Source organism: Clostridium cylindrosporum DSM 605 (genome assembly GCF_001047375.1).
GTDB lineage: Bacteria > Bacillota > Clostridia > Clostridiales > Caloramatoraceae > Clostridium_AB > Clostridium_AB cylindrosporum.
In genome coordinates, this window is sequence record NZ_LFVU01000003.1 from 91,405 (window position 1) to 114,465 (window position 23,061).

General features: G+C 31.0%; 21 protein-coding genes. All 21 read right to left on the reverse strand.

The features are described from left to right. Positions 1–132 precede the first annotated feature (132 nt). The 21 genes from rpsO to CLCY_RS01935 all read right to left on the reverse strand — a co-directional run bounded on the left by rpsO (position 133) and on the right by CLCY_RS01935 (position 23,033). On the reverse strand, positions 133–396 hold the full coding sequence (gene rpsO / locus CLCY_RS01835) for a 30S ribosomal protein S15 (protein ID WP_053083228.1): 264 nt from the start codon (positions 394–396) through the stop codon (positions 133–135). A gap of 99 nt (positions 397–495) precedes the next feature. Beyond that, positions 496–1,431 (reverse strand): bifunctional riboflavin kinase/FAD synthetase, encoded by a 936-nt coding sequence (locus tag CLCY_RS01840; protein ID WP_048569438.1) that lies wholly within the window; start codon positions 1,429–1,431, stop codon positions 496–498. A 24-nt stretch (positions 1,432–1,455) separates the two neighbouring features. Beyond that, a complete protein-coding gene (truB, locus tag CLCY_RS01845; protein ID WP_053083230.1) occupies positions 1,456–2,328 on the reverse strand; it encodes a tRNA pseudouridine(55) synthase TruB in 873 nt (290 codons plus the stop codon). 1 nt (position 2,329) lies between these two features. Beyond that, a complete protein-coding gene (locus CLCY_RS01850) occupies positions 2,330–3,289 on the reverse strand; it encodes a DHH family phosphoesterase (RefSeq protein WP_152668068.1) in 960 nt (319 codons plus the stop codon). After that, positions 3,282–3,632, reverse strand: a complete 351-nt coding sequence (gene rbfA / locus CLCY_RS01855; RefSeq protein ID WP_048569440.1) for a 30S ribosome-binding factor RbfA — start codon at positions 3,630–3,632, stop codon at positions 3,282–3,284. The genes CLCY_RS01850 and rbfA overlap by 8 nt, the downstream gene beginning before the upstream one ends. A gap of 14 nt (positions 3,633–3,646) precedes the next feature. Continuing rightward, positions 3,647–5,728, reverse strand: a complete 2,082-nt coding sequence (gene infB / locus CLCY_RS01860; protein ID WP_048569441.1) for a translation initiation factor IF-2 — start codon at positions 5,726–5,728, stop codon at positions 3,647–3,649. Further along, positions 5,715–6,047, reverse strand: coding sequence for a L7Ae/L30e/S12e/Gadd45 family ribosomal protein (locus CLCY_RS01865; protein WP_048569442.1), 333 nt, complete (start codon positions 6,045–6,047; stop codon positions 5,715–5,717). The genes infB and CLCY_RS01865 overlap by 14 nt, the downstream gene beginning before the upstream one ends. After that, positions 6,040–6,306, reverse strand: coding sequence for an RNase P modulator RnpM (gene rnpM / locus CLCY_RS01870; protein WP_048569443.1), 267 nt, complete (start codon positions 6,304–6,306; stop codon positions 6,040–6,042). The genes CLCY_RS01865 and rnpM overlap by 8 nt, the downstream gene beginning before the upstream one ends. Further along, positions 6,306–7,451, reverse strand: coding sequence for a transcription termination factor NusA (nusA, locus tag CLCY_RS01875; RefSeq protein WP_048569503.1), 1,146 nt, complete (start codon positions 7,449–7,451; stop codon positions 6,306–6,308). The genes rnpM and nusA overlap by 1 nt, the downstream gene beginning before the upstream one ends. A 24-nt stretch (positions 7,452–7,475) precedes the next feature. Then, positions 7,476–7,940 (reverse strand): ribosome maturation factor RimP, encoded by a 465-nt coding sequence (locus CLCY_RS01880; protein WP_048569444.1) that lies wholly within the window; start codon positions 7,938–7,940, stop codon positions 7,476–7,478. A gap of 269 nt (positions 7,941–8,209) precedes the next feature. Beyond that, positions 8,210–9,133, reverse strand: coding sequence for a S66 peptidase family protein (locus tag CLCY_RS01885; protein ID WP_048569445.1), 924 nt, complete (start codon positions 9,131–9,133; stop codon positions 8,210–8,212). 321 nt (positions 9,134–9,454) lie between these two features. Continuing rightward, a complete protein-coding gene (locus tag CLCY_RS01890) occupies positions 9,455–9,730 on the reverse strand; it encodes a hypothetical protein (RefSeq protein ID WP_048569446.1) in 276 nt (91 codons plus the stop codon). A gap of 586 nt (positions 9,731–10,316) precedes the next feature. Next, positions 10,317–10,526, reverse strand: coding sequence for a hypothetical protein (locus tag CLCY_RS01895; protein WP_048569447.1), 210 nt, complete (start codon positions 10,524–10,526; stop codon positions 10,317–10,319). Between the two features lie 396 nt (positions 10,527–10,922). Beyond that, complete coding sequence (locus tag CLCY_RS01900) at positions 10,923–12,494, reverse strand: hypothetical protein (protein WP_048569448.1); 1,572 nt, start codon at positions 12,492–12,494, stop codon at positions 10,923–10,925. Between the two features lie 428 nt (positions 12,495–12,922). Next, positions 12,923–17,221, reverse strand: a complete 4,299-nt coding sequence (locus tag CLCY_RS01905; protein ID WP_082141658.1) for a PolC-type DNA polymerase III — start codon at positions 17,219–17,221, stop codon at positions 12,923–12,925. Positions 17,222–17,250: 29 nt separating this feature from the next. After that, a complete protein-coding gene (gene ispG / locus CLCY_RS01910) occupies positions 17,251–18,297 on the reverse strand; it encodes a flavodoxin-dependent (E)-4-hydroxy-3-methylbut-2-enyl-diphosphate synthase (protein ID WP_048569449.1) in 1,047 nt (348 codons plus the stop codon). A 12-nt stretch (positions 18,298–18,309) separates the two neighbouring features. Beyond that, positions 18,310–19,317 carry an RIP metalloprotease RseP gene (gene rseP / locus CLCY_RS01915; RefSeq protein WP_242844925.1) on the reverse strand — a complete coding sequence of 336 codons (1,008 nt, stop codon included), beginning with the start codon at positions 19,315–19,317 and terminating at the stop codon, positions 18,310–18,312. A gap of 19 nt (positions 19,318–19,336) precedes the next feature. Continuing rightward, positions 19,337–20,482 (reverse strand): 1-deoxy-D-xylulose-5-phosphate reductoisomerase, encoded by a 1,146-nt coding sequence (locus CLCY_RS01920; protein ID WP_048569450.1) that lies wholly within the window; start codon positions 20,480–20,482, stop codon positions 19,337–19,339. Further along, positions 20,479–21,462, reverse strand: a complete 984-nt coding sequence (locus tag CLCY_RS01925) for an AI-2E family transporter (RefSeq protein WP_048569451.1) — start codon at positions 21,460–21,462, stop codon at positions 20,479–20,481. The genes CLCY_RS01920 and CLCY_RS01925 overlap by 4 nt, the downstream gene beginning before the upstream one ends. Positions 21,463–21,467: 5 nt before the next feature. Further along, positions 21,468–22,256 (reverse strand): phosphatidate cytidylyltransferase, encoded by a 789-nt coding sequence (locus CLCY_RS01930; RefSeq protein WP_048569452.1) that lies wholly within the window; start codon positions 22,254–22,256, stop codon positions 21,468–21,470. Between the two features lie 12 nt (positions 22,257–22,268). Continuing rightward, positions 22,269–23,033 (reverse strand): isoprenyl transferase, encoded by a 765-nt coding sequence (locus CLCY_RS01935; protein WP_048569453.1) that lies wholly within the window; start codon positions 23,031–23,033, stop codon positions 22,269–22,271. Positions 23,034–23,061 lie beyond the last annotated feature (28 nt).

A 23,061-nucleotide genomic window follows, 5' to 3' on the forward strand; every position in this document is an offset into this window, starting at 1 on the left:
TATTATGGATACTTTTTATAATTTTTACACTATGTATAAAAATATTATATCATAACAATATTGTGTAATGTTTAAATATTTTGGTGAAATAAAAAACTATAAAATAATAGAGCGGATTAACCGCCCTATTTATTACTTTCTTATTCCTAGTTCAGCTATTATAGCACGATATCTTTCGATATCCTTCTTCTTAAGGTAGTTAAGAAGACCTCTTCTAGCTCCAACCATCTTTAGTAGACCTCTTCTTGAGTGGTGATCTTTTTTGTGTTCCTTAAGATGTCCTGTTAAGTCGTTAATTCTCTTTGTAAGAATTGCAACTTGAACTTCTGGTGAACCTGTATCACCTTCGTGTCTTTGGTGCTTAAGTATAACTTCTTGCTTTATTGCTTTTTCCATTGTCATTACCTCCAAATAAATTATTATCCCCATATGCCAAGAAAATCGTTGGAGAATCGATAAACTTAGCATAGGTTCTTAAGTATTATATCAAACGCATTAATTGTTGTAAATATTATTTTTAAAGTATTCTTTACTATCTTTAATATCTATATTTACTCTTTTTATTAAATCTTCTACAGATGGAAATTTAGTTTCACCACGAAGAAATTCTAAAAACTCAACCTTTATATTTTTACCGTAAATGTTATTAGAAAAATCAAATATGTTAGTTTCCATAACCCTGTATTTACTTTCAACAGTAGGTGTATAGCCAACATTGGTTATAGATGGATAAATACTATTATCTATATGAGTTAGTGTAATATAAACACCATTTTTAAAGCATAGATTATCTTCTATGATAACATTTGCAGTTGGAAATCCAATAGTATGGGCAAGGCCCTTACCTTTTACTACTTCACCTATGCAAAATAAGTTATATCCTAAAAGTCTATTAGCTTCCTTAATATTACCTTGACTTATTTTTTCACGAATCACAGTACTTGATATTTTTTCACTTCCAAAGGATACTCTATCAACAACTTTTAAGTCAAAGTGAAATAAATCACTATAATGATTTAAAAGATCAGAGTTTCCTCTACCACCTTTGCCAAAGGTATAGTTATAACCACATACTATAGCTTTAGCATTTAGTCTTTTTACAAGTCCTTCTAAAAAGGTTAGATCATCAAGATTACGTAAAGATTCATCAAATTTTACGAAAAGTAAATAATCTACACCTAATGTTTCAATAATCTTAGACTTACTTTGATTATCTGTAATTAATTTAGGTGCATTTACTTTGTAAAGTAAGCTTCTTGGATGAATATCAAAGGTAAGAACAGCACTTTTTAGGTTTTTTTCTTTTGCAGTTTCAACTGCTTCTCTTATAATAGCTTGGTGACCTCTATGTACTCCATCAAAGGTTCCAAGGGCTATACACACTTCTTCACTTAGCTTTAGGCTTTCAAAATTCCCCTTAAATATCTTCATAATAAACACCTTTAAATTTGTTACTTACACCATTAACTTATCAATTTTAAAAATATTTGATTTAATATGTCCAACACCAATAAATGTGCTAGGCTTGATAAATGCCTTTACTTTTTCTCCATCTTTATATCCAGATAGTCCATCAAGCTTGATAGGATTCCCATTTAAAACTTTATCACTAAACTTATCATCTATGAATAACTCTTTCATAGAGATACCATAATTTATAGGGTAAAGTATATTATCTATATTTTCTAAATTAATATCATCTAGAATTACAGATCCATCAATATCAAAAGGTCCTGTTTTTGTTCTAAGAAGAAAACTCATATAAGCAGGACAATTAAGTGAATTACCAAGATCTCTACATATACTTCTAACATATGTTCCCTTTGAACAATTGATTTTGATTTGTGCTTTAGGAAGGTTAAAGCTTAAAAGCTCTATATTATATATAGTAACCTCTCTTTTAGGAACTTCAAACTCTATTCCTTGTCTTGCAAGGTCATATGCTCTTTGACCATTTATCTTAATTGCAGAATAAATTGGAGGAGTTTGTGTTATTCGTCCTTTAAAAAGTTCTAACTTTTCATTTACCATTTCCTTCGTTATATGAGAGTAATCTTTATCTTCTTCATATATAAAAGTACCATATTTATCACATGTATCAGACTCATTACCAAATGTAACTTCACATATATATTCTTTGCCTTGTTCTGTAAGGTATTCAACAATTTTTGTTCCCTTACCTATACAAATAGGCAACACTCCAGCAGCACCTGGATCAAGTGTTCCTGTATGACCTACTTTTTTAGTTCTTAGATTACGCCTAACAAATGAAACAACATCATGTGAAGTCATTCCAGGTGGCTTTAGTATGTTAAGTATTCCATTCATATTATAGTAAATTCCCCTTTATTTCAGCTAGTAACTTTGCTTTAATTTCTTCAAAAGTTCCATTTATTGCACAACCAGCAGCTTTAGTATGACCACCACCGCCGAAGGTTTCAGCAACACATCTTACGTCAAAGTAATCCTTTGACCTTAAGCTGATTTTATAAAGTTCAGGATGTTTTTCCTTTATAAGTATTCCAACTTCTACTGTGTCTATGTCCCTTGCAATATTAACAAGATCTCCAGAGTCATTTTCATTAACATTAGATTTCGTTAACATATCCTGTGTTACATATAAAAGAGCTACTTTTTCATTAAAATATAGTTCAAGATTTGATGAAACTAGTGATGAAAGGATAACTTGTTCCTTAGTTTTTTCACTTAGAAGTTTAGTATAGATTTTTGAATGATCTATATTAAATTCTAAAAGTTTAGAAACAGTTATCAATGTAGAGGGTTTAGTATTAGAATACTTAAAACCTCCTGTATCAGAAAGAATTGATACATATAGACACATTGCTACCTTTTCATTAATTGGAAGATTACCTTCAGCTAGAATATTATAAATAATTTCTCCAACACTTGACATGTCAGGAATTACGAGGTTAACATCACCATACATATCATTAGAAAGATGATGATCTATATTAACTACTTTTCCACTAGCTAAAAGAGATTCTGAGAAACTACCAAGTCTCTTAATATCTCCACAGTCAAGAGCAAAAATTATATCATATTCTTTGGGACTAAATGAATTAAGTATATTTGGGGCTCCAGGAATAAATGATAGTCTTTTAGGAATTTCATCGTCAAGATATACATCTACACACTTTGAATATGAGACTAAACTATTATATAGACCTAACATAGAACCCATACAATCTCCATCAGGAGATGTATGGGATACTATTGCAAAATTATTATTAGAATTTATTAGGTCTATAATATCTTGTATATTATTCACCTTTATTTATATCTGAAAGTATTTTATTAATGTGTAGGCCATGTTCTAATGACTCATCGATTTCAAATAGAATCTCTGGAGTATATCTCACTTTAATTCTACTTCCAACTTCACGTCTTATATATCCTGATGCACTTCTTAAACCTTCAATACACTTAACTTTATCTTCTTTTTCTCCAAATACACTTATATATGCCTTTGCATATCTTAAATCTCTAGTAACATCTACTCTTGTTACAGTAGTAAGAATAGGTATTCTAGGATCTTTTAGATTATTTTGAATTATTTCACTTAGGATCTTTCTAATTTCTTCAGAAAGCCTAACAGTTCTATTAAATGCCATATACTACTTCACCTCTATTTTCTTTCAATTTCTTCCATAGTATATCCCTCGATAACGTCTCCCTCTTTAATATCATTAAATCTATCTATAGTTACACCACATTCATATCCTGTGGCAACTTCCTTAACGTCATCTTTGAATCTCTTAAGTGATGATAATTTTCCTTCAAAAATAACAACACTGTCTCTAATTACTCTAATGCCATTATTTCTATTAAGTTTACCTTCATCAACATAAGCCCCAGCTATTGTTCCAACACTTGAAACTTTAAATGTAGCTCTTACACTTAGTTTTGCTGTAATTACCTCTTTATATACAGGGTCAAGCATACCCTTCATAGCAGCTGTAATATCATCAATTGCATGGTAGATTATTCTATAAGTTTTGATATCAACCTTTTCTTTTTCTGCTAATTGTCTAGCTATAGAATCAGGTCTAACATTAAATCCTATAATTATAGCATTAGAAGCTGATGCTAGGGTTATATCTGTTTCTGTAATAGCACCTACACCACCATGAATAACCTTAACTCTAACTTCTTCATTAGATAGTTTTTCAAGTGATTGCTTAACAGCTTCAACTGAACCTTGAACGTCAGCCTTAACAACTAGATTAAGGTCCTTAACATTACCTTCTTGAATTTGGCTAAATAGTTCCTCAAGAGAAAGCTTTGCAGTACTTGCATAGTATTTTTCTCTGTTTTTAGTTTCTACTATTTGGGCCACTTGTCTTGCAGTTTTTTCATCTTGTACAGCATAGATTATGTCTCCACCTGATGGAGCATGTGAAAGTCCAAGTACTTCAACAGGAATTGATGGTCCTGCTTCCTTAACATTTTGCCCCTTATCATTAATCATTGCTCTTACTTTACCATATGCAGATTCAACTACAATTGAGTCTCCAACTTTCAAAGTTCCATTTTGAACAAGGATAGTTGCAACTGGTCCTCTTCCCTTATCAAGTTGTGCCTCTACAACTATACCCTTAGCTAATCTATTTGGATTAGCCTTAAGATCTTGCATTTCAGCTAAAAGAATTACCATTTCAAGTAGGTTATCGATACCTTCTCCTGTTTTCGCTGATACAGGAACGCAAACAGTATCTCCACCCCAGTCTTCAGCAAGTAATTCATGTTCTGTAAGTTCTTGCTTAACTCTATCTGGGTTAGCAGCTGGTTTATCCATTTTATTAATAGCAACTATTATTGGAACTCCAGCGGCTTTAGCATGATTTATAGCTTCAGCAGTTTGAGGCATTACACCATCATCTGCAGCAACAACAAGAATTGCTATGTCAGTTGCTTGTGCTCCTCTTGCTCTCATTGAAGTAAATGCCGCATGTCCTGGTGTATCAAGGAATACTATTTTTTCATCATTTACATTAACTGTATATGCACCTATATGCTGAGTAATTCCACCTGCTTCAGTTGACGTAACCTTAGCATTTCTAATATAGTCTAGAAGTGATGTTTTACCATGGTCAACGTGTCCCATTACAGTAACAACAGGAGGTCTTTTTACTAGATCTTTTTCATCATCTTCATAGTCGTTAACAAGTACTTCTTCTTTTTCTTTAACTTGTTCTACTTCAAGTAATAAATCATATTGTTCTGCAATTTTTTCAGCAGTTTCAAAATTTATTTCATTATTTACGTTTGCCATAACACCCATAAGCATAAGCTTTTTTATAACTTCTGTTGTTGGCTTATTTATCTTTTCACAAAAATCCTTAACCCTAATACTCTCAGGAATAGCTATAAGTCCTATTTCCATATCATCATCATCCTTACTTGAAAGATTATCATCTCTCTTACTTTTACCTTTGTTTTTCTTTTTTACGAAAGTTTTTTCTACAACATCATGGTCTTCATACTTTTCATGTTCTTCAAACTTACTTACTGGAGCTGATTCATCTCCATTTTCTTTAGACTTTTTAAGGTCTTCTATAAATTCAGTAATTATAGTAGCTTCATCACCCTCTATAACACTCATGTGGTTCTTAACTTCTATTCCAAACTCCTTATTTAGAAGATCGATTAGTTCTTTACTACTAATGTCTATTTGTTTAGCTAGTTCATATATTCTAACCTTTGACAATACACTCACCCCCATTAATTATGTTAGAAGCTTTATCAGTAAAGGCCTTAGCAAAACCGCTATCTTTAATAGCCAGTATACTCCTTGGAGATTTTCCTATAGCAGCACCTAAATCATACTTGTTTCCAAAGAACACGAAGTTTATTTTTCTGCTACTTGCCATATGTTCGAACTTCTTTTTTGTATTTTCACTTGCATCTTCTGATATTATTAAAAGCTTTACCATGTTCTTTTTTATATCAAGTTCCACAGTATCATCACCTGAAGATAACTTTCCAGCTTTTTGTATAAGTCCTAGAAAACTATATAGCTTATTCACTTTGAAGTTCTTTCTTTAAATTTTCATATACTTCAGGTGATATAGGTGATGAAAGCGCTCTTTCAAAACGCTTTGCTTTATAAGCTTTATCAAAACAGTCAATACATTTACAAACATATGATCCACGTCCTGGAGATTTTCCAGTAAGATCTACCTTAATATCGCCATCTTTATTTTTAACGACTCTAACAAGTTCTTTTTTCGGCTTCATTTCTTGACATCCAAGACACATTCTTTCAGGAATTTTCTTTACCTTCACTATGCATCCTCTCCTTCAATTGCATCAGTTGAAATTTCAACAGTATTTTCTTCTATAACAGTATCTTCTACTATATCACCAGAAGGTATAATATCTACTTCTTCTTCAATAGCTGCAGCTTGAGATTCACTTTTAATGTCAATTTTCCATCCAGTAAGTTTTGCTGATAGTCTAGCATTTTGTCCTTCTTTTCCTATTGCTAGTGAAAGTTGATAGTCAGGAACTACAACCTTAGCACTTTTTTCGTCTTCGTTAATTTTAACACTTACAACCTTTGAAGGGCTTAGTGCATTAGCAATAAACTCAGCAGGTTCCTTGCTCCACTTAACAATGTCAATTTTTTCTCCCTTTAGCTCTGAAACTATACTTTGAACTCTCATTCCACTTGGTCCAACACATGCTCCTGTTGCATCAACATTTTCATCCTTTGAATAAACTGCAATCTTTGTTCTTGAACCAGCTTCTCTAGCAATGCTTTTGATTTCTACTGTTCCATCAAATATTTCAGGAACTTCCATTTCAAATAATCTCTTTATAATTCCAGGATGTGTTCTTGAAATTGAGATATTTGGTCCCTTTGAAGTCTTTTTAACTTCAACAACATAAAACTTAAGAATATCTCCATGCTTATATACTTCGTTTGGCATTTGTTCTGTTGGAGTTAAGAAAGTTTCTAATCTTCCAATATCTACAAGGATATTTTGTTTTTCCTTCTTTTGTACTATACCTGTAATTATATCATTTTCTTTCTCAACAAGTTCTTTATATATAACGTCTCTTTCAGCTTCTTTAATTTCTTGAATAACTCTTTGTCTAGCATTTTGTGCTGCAACCCTACCAAATTCTCTTGGATTAACTTCAACATCAACTACGTCATCAAGCTCATATGTAAGGTTTACTGCCTTTGCATCCTCAAGACTTATTTCAAGTAGATTATCATAAACATCCTCTACTACTTTCTTTTGTGCGTACACGTGAGTTTCTCCAGTTTCTTTGTTTATAGTAACCTTAGCATTTTGAGATGTGCCATAGTTTTTCTTATATGCTGAAATAAGAGATGATTCTAGTGATTCAAATATAATCTCTTGATCAATTCCCTTTAGGTTTGCTATTTCAATTAGTGAGTCTATAAACTCATTGTTAATCATTTCTAAATTCCTCCCAAAATTCTAAAAATCATTTAATCGTACAGAAGCTACAATATCTTTATCTATTTCTATATCAGTGTTATTAACAGTAACTATAATCTTACTTTCTACAAGTCCTTTTAATATACCTTCCATAACTTTCTTTTCCATAAAAGGCTTGTAGAATTTAATTTTAATTTTTTTACCTGAGTATTTAATAAAATCAGTATCTTTCTTTAGTGGTCTATCAAGTCCTGGAGATGAAACTTCAAGATAGTAAGATTCTTCAATAGGATCTACTTCATCAAGTTTAGCACTTAAAGCTCTACTTACTGTCGTACAGTCATCAATATTGATGCCATCACTATTATCACTATCTATATAAAATCTAAGATACCATTCACCGGATTCTTTTATAAATTCTATGTCAACTAGTTCATATCCTAAACCTTCTACCAATGGAGAAGCAAATTCTTCAATAGTTAATTCTATGTTTTTCTTACTCATTTCCGCCCTCCTATCTCTTTTTTGTATTATTTGTATAAAAGTACATCACTTATGCATGAAAGCATAAATTAAAGAGTGGGTTTCCCCACTCTTTAAAACTAAGTTATATGTTATTTATTATCATTATAACACTTGTTATATTATATTTCAAGTTAAGGTATAATAGGCTTCTAATCTATTTTAACCTACTCCCTACAAGCGATGGTATTAAAAGCTCGTAGAGATTTTTATTTGCACTTATAGTTTTTATCTTTTGCCCTGTTATTTTTTTATATACTTACTGTTGGTTCAAGTATTGTCAATGTATTGTTATAAGTGTTAAGGTTAGCCTTTGCACCTATAGGTATAGCCATCTTGTATCTACCATGCCCTGATGCTAAATTTGTCATAAGAGGTTTATTCAATGGCACCATAACTTGATTAATTAAATCTTCATATGACTTATTATATGCAATCTCACAATTCGTACATTCACCCATAATAATCCCTGCACATTCCTTAAATTTACCTGCTAATATTAGATGGTTTATATACCTGTAAACTGTATTAATAGGCTCATGGACTTCTTCTATTAATATTATCTTTCCTCTAGTATCAATTTCAAATGGAGTGCCAAGATTATCTACAAAAGATGTAAGGTTACCCCCTATTATACTTCCCGTTACATTTCCGGGGACTCTGCTTATTAGAGGTACTCCAGGAGGATTTTCAAGCTTCCTTGGTGAGGTAAGTGTAGACGTCGCAGTGAAAAATTGATTAAAGTTGTATGCAGGAGTAGTCGACCTAAAGTCTATTAAAAGAAGACTATGAAAAGTAATTAAGTTAGCCCACATATACAAAACATTTAATAAAATTGTTATATCACTATACCCTGTGACAATTTTAGGATTCTGTGCGATAACAGAGTAATCAAGATATGGTATAATACCTGCAACGCCTACTCCACCCCTCGAGGGTATAATAGCCTTCACCTCAGGGTTTTTAAACATTTCCATCAAATCAGAGGCTCTCTGTTCTTCTGTTGCTGCAATATATCCACTAGAAGAATATACGTATTTCCCTAGAACTACATTAAACCCCATATTCTTAAGAGTCTGTATACCTACATTAATGACATTCGCAGATAATGGACTCCCTAAAGTAACTATTCCGATCGTATCTCCTGCACGTAAAATTTGTGGTCTCGTTGCCATACTCATTCACCTTCTAAATAAATTAATAATATATAATCTTACAATTCCGTAAAAACTACTTCTTGTCGTTATTTATATCCATAATCTCCCCACGGGCAAGAAGTTTAAATCTCCAGAATTACTAAAATTTCGTTTCATTATTACTAATATATTATATAAAGGTACTCATTGTTACTTACATTCATTATATAAATTCATCTCTTTTTAAACACCTTATTATTCGCTATGAGCCAGGTATTAAATTTAACTTCCATATTTTTATGTCGCTTATATACTCAAGCTAGGGCATTAAACAAATAATTAAGAACCCCTATGGAGTTCTTAATTACATCTTTTAATTGAATTCAACTCATCTACTATAGCTTCTACTCTAGCTATATCATTATGTAAGGAGTCAATATTTTTATTTATTCCTTCTTTAAGATTTTCATATTCAGATTCAAATACACCGTCCTTGTATAAGTCCTTTAATTTATATTTTACTTCATATTTTTCTTTTAGTACTCTCTGTGTATTTAAATTAGATTTAAACTGCTTTAATTCCTCTATAGCTTCAGTAATTAGTTCATCTATTGCTTCATTTCTAATATCAGTCATTTACATCACTCCTTCTTCATAGCATACATCTACAAGAAAGAAGATATTCATTCCAAATATTACAAACTAATTTACTTGCCTAGTAGTCTTATTTTTATTTCTTTCTGTGTTTTATTTTCTATTATATTTATTTTGTTTATCAATTATGATATTATCTATTATGTTATTAAATTAATCATAACGTTATCTCAGTAGAAAAAGCACCTATAATCAATTAGTAAGGAGCGAATCATTCACCTAGCTATAAGTGCTTTTTTGTATTTTACATGTTGGAATGAACAGATCCGACACCTGCATATATAGTGTGTAGATTAAACTCATTTATTTTAACTTATAAATAAAAATATATTTGTACCTCCATAATGATTATCATATGCTAATGTGTACGTATGCCTATACTTACCTCTTCTCAATTTATTAGATTCGACTACACATTGTCCTTATTTTGTGACATAAAAAATATCATAGAATTCAATCTGAATAATACGGTATCTTTATTAAATATTTACTTTATCATTAAGTCATGCAATAAACATGTTATGATTTAGACATGATATTAGGGCCTTTTGACAAAAATAAACTTACCTCACCCAACAGGGAAATACCCCTCTTTCTTATCACCAATAAGTGATGCTTCTATTTGCTTTTGAGTCTCGGTGGAAACAGTAATTGACACGTCACCCGAAGAACCTTCTTGTGATATGTACTTACTTCCAATAGAAGAAGCAAATATACCAAGTGCGATTAAAGCACCCGCACCTACGGACACCTTTTTAAAAGTATTAATTTTAGCCATTTATTCATCCTCCCTTTTTATTTAGATAAATTTAACGTTATTAATAAATACTCTAACAAAATACATATCTGATGTTACTATAATATATTTATGAATAGACTAATATACATAATAAAACAAATAAGAATTAACTCATTATACTCATATTGTATCTTACCTATCTATATATTATCATGCTAGTATAATTTGGAAAATAATTCAACTTTAAATACCGTATTATTAATTTTTCAAAGAACCTATTTACTTCACAATATAAACATTTTATGTAATAAAAAATACCGCTTATTCAATTTGAATAATACGGTATTTTAAAAAATTATTTACTATGTAATTAAAACATGAGAAGTAAGATACAATTGATTAAATCAATTAAATAAATTGGAATTTGTATTTCAATTACTTGTAATTTTGCAAACACTCTTTATACTTTTTCACATATTTTCTATCAAACTGTTGAGTGTAAGCTGTTATATGCAGTTCATCACCTTTAATTTCTATTTCTCTATTACCATGCTCTTTATAGAAACCAAACACATCTAATTCATCTACAGCTGAAATAAGTTTGTGATTTATTTGCCTAAAATTAAGATATCCGAGAAACTCCTCGTAAGAGTCGCATTCCTGTGTAATAATATCAAAATCATAAATATTTACAACATATGGAACTATGTTAACGACCTTATCAATCTCAACATACTTTGTAATTTCTGAAGGAATAATGCCAAAATTCTCGGCAGTTACACAAATAATATATTTCACTGCAGTATCATCAATATGAACCTCCTGCTCTGTTCCGTCAACACATTCTATAAATGCTTTCCCATCCTGTACTCGCTTTATTGAACGAACTCCTTGGGCATACGCCGTGCCAATTGCTTTATACACATCCTTTTTAATATCATCATTTATTCCTTTTAACGCATTAAGTGTTAGAAGTTTACTTTTACACTCACAAAAAAGTGTTCCTTCTGGCATACATACAGTTACATCTGCTTCGCCATCTTCATCTGTATATTTTAGCGATCTGAGTATAGTTTCTTTGTTAACTATTCGTTCAAAATACAATTGAGTTAAATCCTCTACAACATTACCCCTATTTTTGCTATATATTCCTACCACTTTTTTATCAAAAATTTTCTCAGCTATAAAAGTATAGTGAAAAAGCTTTGGTAAATTCATTAATGATGAAAATAGCAATGGCATGTATATATATTCTCCAAAGTCAACAAATGGCTTTGATATCAAAACTTTAAATTCCGCTAAATCTACTTTTTTGTAATCTCCTGCAAAAGCCTTAACACTTAAATAATCGCAAATATAATCTACTTCTTTTGAACCAATAGCACTTCGCAAATTCTTTTTATTTATTCTGAAAATATATCCTTCTTTTATACTCGGCAATTGCGGTTTTATTCTTCCACAAAATGCTTTTATCATATTTTGAATTTTATATTTTTCTGAATAAGCTCTTACTACTCTAACTCCATATGTATGAAAAATATATAAGATCATCTTTTTGCATGAAGTAAAAGAAAATCCCAACTTAGCTTTTATTTCATGATCTAATGGAGAATATAAGTTTTCTGCAAAACTAATAAGTTGATGAATATATCCGTCTCCACGAAATGCCATATTTTTTACTTTCATATGTTGTGCTTGTAAAAATGCCTCTTTCTCTTCATCTGTTGCATTTACCATCTTTAGTGCTTCAGTAAATAATTCTTCAATATTCGGAGTAAAAGCCTCTTTACAATACTTTTCTAATTTAAGATAATCGTCCCATTCAAATGGCTCATTTCCACTCTCTTTACATGCGAATAACGCATTAGTTACAAAATACTCAGATGCAGATATTAGTGAGTCTACACCCTGACCATATAGCAGCATCTGCATTTCGATTATTCCAGACAGAACATCTTCCAATGAGTATTTTGATAAAAATCCCACTACTTCATCTGTTTTGCTCATTTTAGCCCTCAACCTACCTTCACGCAAATTCCTATTTGTCTGCAAATTATATAAATAAAATTCACCCCATGTTCTCTTGTATACTTTACCATATTACCATATTCCAATAATAAATAATTAATTAACTCTCTAGCTTCCGTAATAGAACAATCACTTATGCTAATTTTTTCTCTTTTACTTATATATCAATCTAGAGCTTTAAAGACGCAACAAGATTGTTTTAAGTTAATATTCAACTTAATTTACTAGGTGACTCCGACATAAAAATAACCACCAATATTTATACACATGTGTTACCAAATGAAAAAATATCAGCGGTTAAAAAATAAGTAATATATTTAATTAGATTTTGTTATGTTATTTTAGGAAGCCTATTTTTCTAAACCATTGTCTTATCAAGGTTTTATGAATATATATTATATTCCAAGTTAAAACAATGTAAGCTGACTTGTATCAGGCATTCCATTTAAACAGCCATGTTGACTCATAATCTCGATTACTGTTTTTGATATCTTAGTTCTAAGTCTTAAATCTTCCTTTGAAATAAATTCTCCATTTTTTCTTGCTTCAACTATACTTTTAGCAGCTGTTTCACCAACACCTTGAAGTGCTCTAAAAGGAGGGAGAATTCCTTTATCTGTAACTTTGAATCTAATACTATCAGACTCGTAAAGGTCTACAGGGAGCATAGTAATTCCTCTAGCAAACATTTCATTTGCTACCTCTAGTACTGTTAAAAACCCTTTTTCTTTTGTAGTTAAGGTATTTCCCTTAGCCTCTATTTCTTTAATACTTGATACTACAGCTAGTTGTCCCTTAGACACAATACTTGCATCAAAATCTTCAAGACCTCTAACACTAAAATAAGTTGCATAGTAAGCCTCAGGGTAATAAACTTTAAAGTATGCAATTCTAATTGCCATCATAACATAGGCTACAGCATGACCCTTTGGGAACATATACTTAATTGTATTGCAAGAGTCTATATACCACTGAGGAACATTATTCTCCTTCATTTCCTCAATATCACCATCACGAAGACCTTTTCCTTTTCTTACTCTTTCCATTATCGTAAAGGCGTTTTTAGGCTTTACTCCCATAAGGATTAGATAGTTCATAATATCGTCTCTTGTACAAATAACTTCTTTCAGTGTAGCATATCCATCCTTAATAAGATCTTGAGCATTATTAAGCCAAACATCTGTTCCATGTGATAGACCTGATATACGCACAAGTTCTGCAAAGGTATGTGGCTGGGTATCTACAAGCATTTGCCTAACAAACTTAGTTCCAAACTCAGGAAGACCTAAAGTTCCAACTTCACACTTAAAGTATTCTTTATTTACATTTAGGATGTCTGTTGAGGTAAATAGGCTTAATACTTTTTCGTCTCCAAGTGGAATTTTTGTAGGGTCAAGTCCTGTTAAATCCTGGAGCATTCTAATTACTGTAGGATCGTCATGACCTAGTATATCAAGTTTTAAAAGTCTACCACTTATAGAGTGATAGTCAAAATGAGTAGTTATTATTTCAGAGTTTACATCATCAGCAGGTCTTTGAATAGGACAAAACTGATAAATATCATTATCTCGAGGTACAACCATTACTCCACCAGGATGCTGACCAGATGTTCTTTTTACTCCTGTGCACCCCTTAACTAGTCTTTCCACTTCAGCCATTGTTGACTTAACATTTCTCTCATCAAGATAATTCTTTACATATCCGAATGCAGTTTTCTCTGCTATGGTTCCAATTGTTCCTGCTCTAAACACATAACCTTCACCAAATAATTCTTCAGTATACTTATGTGCATTAGGTTGATACTCACCTGAAAAGTTAAGGTCAATATCAGGCTCCTTATCCCCTTCAAATCCAAGGAAAACCTCAAATGGTATATCAAATCCATCTTTAATAAGATTCTCATTGCATTTTGGGCATGATTTATCCTTAAGGTCTGCACCGGACCCTATACTACCATCGGTAAAGAATTCAGAGTACTTACACTTAGGACATACATAATGTGGAGGAAGAGGGTTAACCTCTGTTATTTCAGTCATAGTTGCAACAAATGATGAACCAACAGATCCTCTAGAACCTACAAGATATCCATCATCTAATGACTTTTTTACTATTTTATGTGAAATAAGATACAGTACAGCATATCCATTGCTGATAATAGAGTTTAGCTCCTTATCAAGCCTTTTTTGAACTATTTCAGGAAGTGGGTCGCCGTATATACTATATGCACGTGACATTGTCATGTTTCTAATTTCATCATCTGCACCATCTATTTTAGGGGGGAAGGTCCCATCTGGTATTGGCTTTATAACCTCAACCATATCCGCTATTTCATTAGGTGCTTTTATTACAACATCATATGACTTACTCTCACCTAAATATCTAAATTCCTCTAGCATTTCATCTGTTGATTTAAAATATAATGGAGGTTGATTATCTGCATCGCTAAATCCCTTACCTGCCATTAGTATTCTTCTATAATATTCGTCATGTGGATTAAGGAAATGTACATCTCCAGTTGCTACAACAGGTCTATTATACTTTTCTCCAAGTTCAACTATTTTCTTGTTTAAGTCTTTTAAACAACTTCTATTCTTTACAATACCTTTTTCCAAAAGAAATTCATTATTAGCAATAGGTTGTATCTCTAAATAATCATAGAACTCTACTAAACTTTTTATATCGGTTTCCGAGGTATTGTTTAGTACTCCCTTAAATATTTGCCCAGCTTCACAAGCTGAACCAATAATAAGTCCTTCTCTATGTTTTTCAATTAGACTTTTCGGAAGCCTTGGCCTTTTATGGAAGTATTTTAAATGAGAGTCTGAAATTAGTTTATATAAATTATACAGACCCTTATAGTTTTTAACTAATATAATTACATGATGAGTTTCAGCTTTATTTATATCAAACTCATTTAAATATAAAGAGTTAATATCTTCAATTGTATTAGCGCCTTTATCCTTTAAAATTTCAATAAGCTTTATGAATATTTCAGCTGTAGCCTTAGCATCATCAACAGCTCTATGATGATTTTCAAGTTGTACATTAAAATGTTGCGCTAAAATATTTAACTTGTATTTTTTTATACCTTTAACAAGCCATCTTGAAAGTGTTAAAGTATCTATTATTGTGCTATTGAATTCAAGCGATTCTCTAGAACATTTTTCTTTTATAAATCCTGTGTCAAATTTAGCGTTGTGGGCAACGACAGGACAATCACCTATAAAGTCCAAAAATCTTGGCATGACTTCTTTTATAGTATCCTTGTCCTTTACCATTTCGTTGGTAATTCCAGTAAGATTGGTTATTTCATATGGAATTGGCTTTAAAGGATTTATAAGCGCTGAGAAAGTATCAATAATCTTCATATCCTTTACTTTTACAGCACCGATTTCTGTAATTTCCTCTGAAGATTTATTAAGTCCAGTTGTTTCTATATCAAATACAACAAATTCATTATCAAGATTATATTCTCTAGAGTTAATAACAATAGACTCCCCATCGTCAACTAGATAACCTTCAACACCATATATAACCTTAACTCCTGTTTCACCTGCAGCATCCATAGCCTCAGGAAAGGCTTGAACAACCCCATGGTCTGTAATTGCAATTGCACTATGGCCATATTCCTTTGCCCTTTTTATCAGTGATGATGCAGAACAAACACCATCCATAGAACTCATTTGAGTATGCGCGTGAAGTTCAACTCGCTTTTCATTTGAATTATCTTTAACTTTCTTCTTTTCTTCTTTAACAACATAACTTGCCATGATTATTGTTTCTTTGGCAAATGTATCAAAGGTAACCCTTCCATGTACCGTTACACGTGAAGCTTCTTTTAACTTACTAATAGTTTCATCAGCAATCTCTGGCTTAAGAAACACTTTAATATTAACTGAACTTGTATAATCAGTAACATTAAACATAAGTAGAATTTTCCCACTTTTAAGTTCTTTAGTATCTATGCCAAATAGATCTCCAGTTATAGTTACTAAATCTTCCTCATCTAATGAATCTGAAATACTACACTTAAAGTATTCCTTAGGAACTCTACCATATATAACATCTGAGCTAGATACTTTATTTGTAGAGGTTATTTTAACGGTTTTAGGCTTTACCTCCTTAGGTATTTCTACAGAGGACACAGTTTCTATTTTACTATCTTCCTTAGCTTTAAATTCCTCATAGTTAAAGGCTTTATCAATAGTTTTAAATTCAACTAATAAGTTTTCATTATAAATTGAATTAATATGTGTTCTTATTTCTTTATCTATAGATTTATCCTTAAGAACCTTTTTTGCAAAATCACTTTCAACTTCAATAATTACTTTATTGTCTTCCAATGTAAATTTAGATATTTGCAAAAAGCAAAGAATTGTAGGGCTTGATCTAAAGATATTAAAAATAAAGTTTTTAAATTTATCACTATCTTCTAAGATATCTGAAAGCTTTGGAATATCCTGTGAGTTTTTTTCTATAAATAATTGTACACTTCCATTAATAGATAAGGATTCTTTAATTAGATGTTTTATTTTTTCTAATATATCCTCCTTAACATCACAAAGAGTGGAAAGAACAATATTCCACTCTTTGTTTGATTTACTTACATATACTTTTTTTAAATAAGTTTTATCTAATATTTCTTTAAAGGAAGTATCAACTACATCATTGTTTAAGTTAAGTATACTATTTAAAGTTTTCTCCACTGAACTTCCTCCTATTTAAAAATTTAAATTTAAAGTAGCTTTATTTCTTCAATGAGAGTATCTAAAAGCTTATCTTCAGGAACCTTTTTTACTATTTCACCTTTTTTAAAAATAAGTCCCTCTCCTATTCCACCTGCAATTCCTATATCAGCTTCTCTAGCCTCCCCAGGACCATTAACTGCACAACCCATTATAGCAACTTTAATATTTTTGTCTATATCACTTAAAGCTAATTCAGCTTTTTTTGCAATGTTTATTAAATCTATTTGAGTTCTACCACAGGTAGGACAGGAAATAATTTCAATTCCACCTTTTCTAAGATTTAAAGCTTTTAATATTTCTATTCCTGCTCTAATCTCTTCTACAGGATTGTCTGTTAAGGATACCCTTATGGTATCTCCTATTCCCATTGCAAGAAGATGCCCTATTGCAACTGATGACTTTATTGTTCCAGAAAATATTGTTCCAGCCTCAGTAACTCCAAGGTGAAGAGGATAGTCTGTTTTTTTTGCTAGAAGTTCATAACTTTTAATGTTATCCATTACATTTGAGGACTTAACTGATATTACGGTATCATAAAATCCATTATCCTCTAAAAGTTCTACATTTCTAAGTGCACTTTCCACTAATCCCTCTGGGGTAGGTCTTCCGTCTCTTGCTAGAATATCTTTCTCAAGAGATCCTGCATTAACTCCTACTCTTATTGGAATTCCAAAGTACTTAGCTCTACTAACTACCTCTTTAACTTTTTGAGGACTTCCAATATTTCCTGGATTAATACGAAGTGCATCTATTCCATTTTCCATTGATTTTAAAGCTAATTTGTAATCAAAATGAATATCAGCAACAAGTGGAATATGGATATTTTTTTTAATTTCACTTATAGCATTTGCAGCATCTAGGTTAGGTACTGCAACCCTTACTATTTCACATCCTGCTTTTTCAAGTTCTAATATTTGAAGAGTAGTTTTACTTATATCACTAGTATTAGTGTTAGTCATTGATTGAACAGTTATTTTTTCATTTCCACCTATATATATGTTTCCTACCCTAACTTTACGAGATGTTCTTCTCATGTACATCACCTTCTATTTAAAAAATCTTAGAATATCGTTATATGTAACAAAAACAATAAACGCCATTAGAAGTGCAAAACCAATAAAGTTTAATACTCCTATTTTATTTTGATCAATTTTCTTTCCTGTTAAAGCTTCAATTAGTAATATAATAACCCATCCTCCATCAAGTGCAGGGAATGGTATTAAGTTTAATACTCCAAGGTTTATACTTAAAAAAGCAACAAAGGATAAAAATGTCCATATGCCTGCTTGTGCTGCTTTACCTGAAAGGTCAACTATAGCAACTGGTCCACCGAAGGAATCCATAGATGCTCCTCCAGTAACTAAAGTTCCAATAAAGCTAACCATTTGCTTTATTGATGAAAATGTTTCTGTAAATCCATCCTTAAAAGCCTCTAAAATATTTCCTTTAACTAGTGTTGGAGCCATTCCTATCATATATCTTTTTTCTTTTTCATTATACTTTGGAGATAATTTTATTTCCTTTATAGTATTGTTTCTTTCAACTTTTACATTGAAAGGTTTCTCTTTATTTTCTGAAATAAACATGATAACTTCATTCCAAGTTCTAATTTTTTCATTATTAATTTGAATGATTTTATCGTTAGGTAAAATACCTGCCTCATATGCAGGATAATTTTTGTCTACACTACTAACAATAGGTTTAATTGATCCTTGATTATAGAAAACAAGTGTAAATATAACTATTGCGGTTATAATGTTAAATGCAGCTCCTGCAACTATTATTAGTAGTCTTTTCCATGGATTTTGGTTACAAAAAGCACGAGGATCATCGGAACCATCCTCTTCTCCTAACATTTTTACATAACCTCCTATAGGTAAAAGTCTTAAAGTATAGTCTGTTTCCCCTTTAGTAAATGAGAAAATTTTTGGTCCCATTCCAATTGCAAACTCAAGAACCTTTACTTTAGAAAGTTTAGCTGTAATAAAGTGCCCGAACTCATGTGTTGCTATTAAAAGACCAAAGACTAGAATAGCCGCTAAAAAAGTTGTCAAAATATCCACCACCTAATAATTATTTAGATAAATTTACGAAATCTCTAGTTTCCCTTTCAATTAAAAGTATATCATCAACTGTATAATCGTGTTGTGCTTTATGTTTCTCCATTGCCTTTTCAACTAATCTTTGAATTTGTAAAAATGAAATTTTACCTTCTAAAAAGAGCTTAACCGCTTCCTCATTAGCTGCATTAAATACAGTTGTCATTGTACCACCTTCTCTACCTGCTATATATCCAAGACTTAATCCCTTAAATACACTAGTATCAGGTTTTTCAAATGTCAAAGATGATAAGCTGTAAAAATCCAGATATGAAGATGAAGTTGTGCTCCTTTCTGGATATTCAAAAGCATATTGAATAGGATGCTTCATGCTTGGAACTCCCATTTGAGCAATAACAGATGCATCCTTATATTCTACCATTGAATGAATTATGCTTTGTGGATGAACCACTACCTGAATATCATCATATGACATATCAAACAAGTAGTGAGCTTCAATTACTTCAAGGGCCTTATTTATTAGTGTAGCAGAATCTATTGTTATCTTTTGGCCCATACTCCAGTTTGGATGCTTAAGGGCATCTGAAAGTGTAACACTTTCAAGCTCTCTTAAGGTTTTACCCCTAAATGGTCCTCCTGATGCTGTTAGTATAACTTTATTTACATCACAATGTCTATTTCCTTGTAAACATTGAAAAATAGCACTGTGCTCACTATCAACAGGTATTATCTTAGATGGAGATTTCTTTAAAAGGTTTTTTATAATCTCTCCACCTACAACCATTGTTTCTTTATTTGCTAGTGCAATATGCTTTCCTTTTTTTATGGCCTCTATTGTTGGTTTTAATCCGATCATTCCCATAACTGAAGTTAACACCATGTCTGCTTCTTTAAGTGTTGATACTTCTATTAAACCTTCCACACCGTATAAAATATTAACATTTTCATTTTTTAATTTATCTTTTAATATTTTATAACTTTCGTAATTGCTTATAACTATGTATTTAGGTTTGAATTCTTTGTATTGGTCAATTATAACTTCAATATTAGAGTTAGCAGATAGTGCAAGAACATTGTAGCTGGACTTTTTCTGTCTTATAACTTCTAGTGCTTGTGTTCCTATAGAACCTGTAGACCCTAGTATAACTAAGTTTTTCATATATGTGTAAGGTCCCCTTTCTCTAAGCTCCTATAGATTTCCTTGAACATTATTAGTACAAGTGGTCCCAATAATACTCCCAAACCTCCAAATAATAGTACTCCACAATATAATGAGAATATAACAAAAATAGGTTTTAAAACAAGATTTCCTTGTAAAAGTTTTATCTCTACAATCTGTCTTAATACTATTATTAGAATATATGTAAAAATCAAACCCATTGCTATAAAAATTTGTTTTACTGTTATTAAGTATATTATAATTGGCAAGAAAATTATTAAAGGGCCTACTATAGGTAATAAGTCAAGTATACCACAAATTATTCCTATTGATAAAGGGTCTTTAAATCCCAATACCATAAAGGAAATAGTAGTTACTATAACAGTAATACTAACTAGTTTAAACTCTATAGATAATAATATGTTAATGTTTACTAAAGACTTTCTTATAGGTCTATATATACTATCTCCTAATAAAAACCTTAAACTTCTAGACAGATAATCAAGATCAATACTCATAAATACTGCTGCTAAAACTACTATAAAAACATATATGAACCCATTAAATGTTGATATTATAGTAGTTAATATTTTTTCCTTATACTCTATAATTATATTTTTTAATTCTATTAATATTCTTTCATAATTTTCATTTAAAGTATTCAGAATAGGAAAATCTTTATATGAATCTATGAGCTTTGGTATACTATCTGTAAATAGTACTAATCTTTCTCCGATATAACTCCAAATATAGGCCCCGAATATAAGAATAAGCATAGAGAAAATAGTAAATGTAAATATAACAGATAAATTTCTTTTAAATCCCTTTGATATAAAGTACTTTACTATAGGTTCCATTATAAGCACTAGAATCAATGAAAATAGAAATGGCCATAAAAAAACAAGACTAATCTTAAGCAGTATTACAATTATAAAAGTAATTACTACAGCCTTAAGTATTGCCTTGTTTTCTTTTATCATAACAATCATCCTATAAAAAATATTATATAATAGTATACTACTGGTGCAGTGAAAAGTATGCTATCAAATCTATCTAAAATTCCACCATGACCTGGCATAATTTTTCCATAATCCTTTACACCTGAGTATCTTTTAATAATCGATGCTGAAAGATCTCCTACTTGGGAAATTACCGAAGATACTATCCCTAAAATAATTAGAGTAGTCCAAGTAAAGTTAATACCTGGATTTAATACTCCCCATAGTACAACTCCAATCACGCTACCGATAATCCCACCAATGGACCCTTCTACAGTTTTCTTAGGACTAACTATGGGACATAGCTTGTGTTTACCAAATGTTTTTCCTATGTAATAGGCAAATGTATCACAGAAAAATGAAATTAAAAGAACTAGCCATATTAGACTAGAGCCATATTGGTGTGCTCTAATAGGTATAAGTAGCTCAAAAAAGTTAACAATATAAATATATCCTATTACAGTAACAGCGGAGCTAAGTACATTATACTTTTGATTAAATATTGGCGTAGCCATTGAAATTAGTGTTATAAAATATATAATTACATCACTATAGCCAGGTTTATTTAAAAATATTAATAAATATGAAATAAAAAAGCCTAAAGCCATTATAGGCCAAATTACATTTATCTTAGCAGGTTTATATGCCTTGGTATACTCATAAATTGCTATAGCAGTAATTATTCCTATACCTACCTTGAAAACATATCCTCCGCTTACGACAAAAAACACTAATATAGGAAATGCAATTAATGCGCTAATAAGTCTAATATTCATAATATCCCTCTTTTATTTTTTTATTCCTCCAAACCTTCTATCTCTTTTTTGGAAGTCAATTATTGCATGGTAAAGGTGATTAGAAGTAAAGTCAGGCCAAAATATATTAGAAAACCAAAATTCACTATAAGCAGACTGCCAAAGTAAGAAGTTACTTAATCTATATTCACCACTTGGTCTAATTATTATATCAGGATCATCCATATTAGCTGTAAAAAGTCTTTCAGATACTGTAGATTGATTTATATTCTCTTCATCTAATAATCCATTTTTTACATCTTTTACAATTTGCTTTACAGCTAAAACAATTTCATCTCTTCCTCCATAATTTAGAGCAAGATTTAAGCAAAGTCCCGAGTTATCTTTAGTTTTTTCTTTAGCCTTTTTAAGTTCATCTTGACAAATTTCAGGTAACATGGAAATGTCACCAATAAAATTAATAATAACATTATTTTTGTTAAGTTCTTCAACCTCTTTTTTAAGATATTCTAATAATAGTTTCATTAAAGCATTTACTTCATCCTTTGGTCTTTTCCAATTTTCTGTAGAAAAAGCGTATAGGGTTAGGAATTTCACCCCTATTTTAGATGAAGTCTTAACAATTTCTCTTATAGTTTCTACTCCAGCTTTATGCCCCAGACTTCTAGGGAGTCCTCTTTTTTTAGCCCATCTACCATTCCCATCCATTATAATAGCAATATGTTTAGGTATATTATTCATATCTAAATCGTGGAACTCTATTTTTTTCTTTTTTTTCAAAAAATCTTTAAATATCATAGTAAGTCATTTCCTCCATAAACTTACA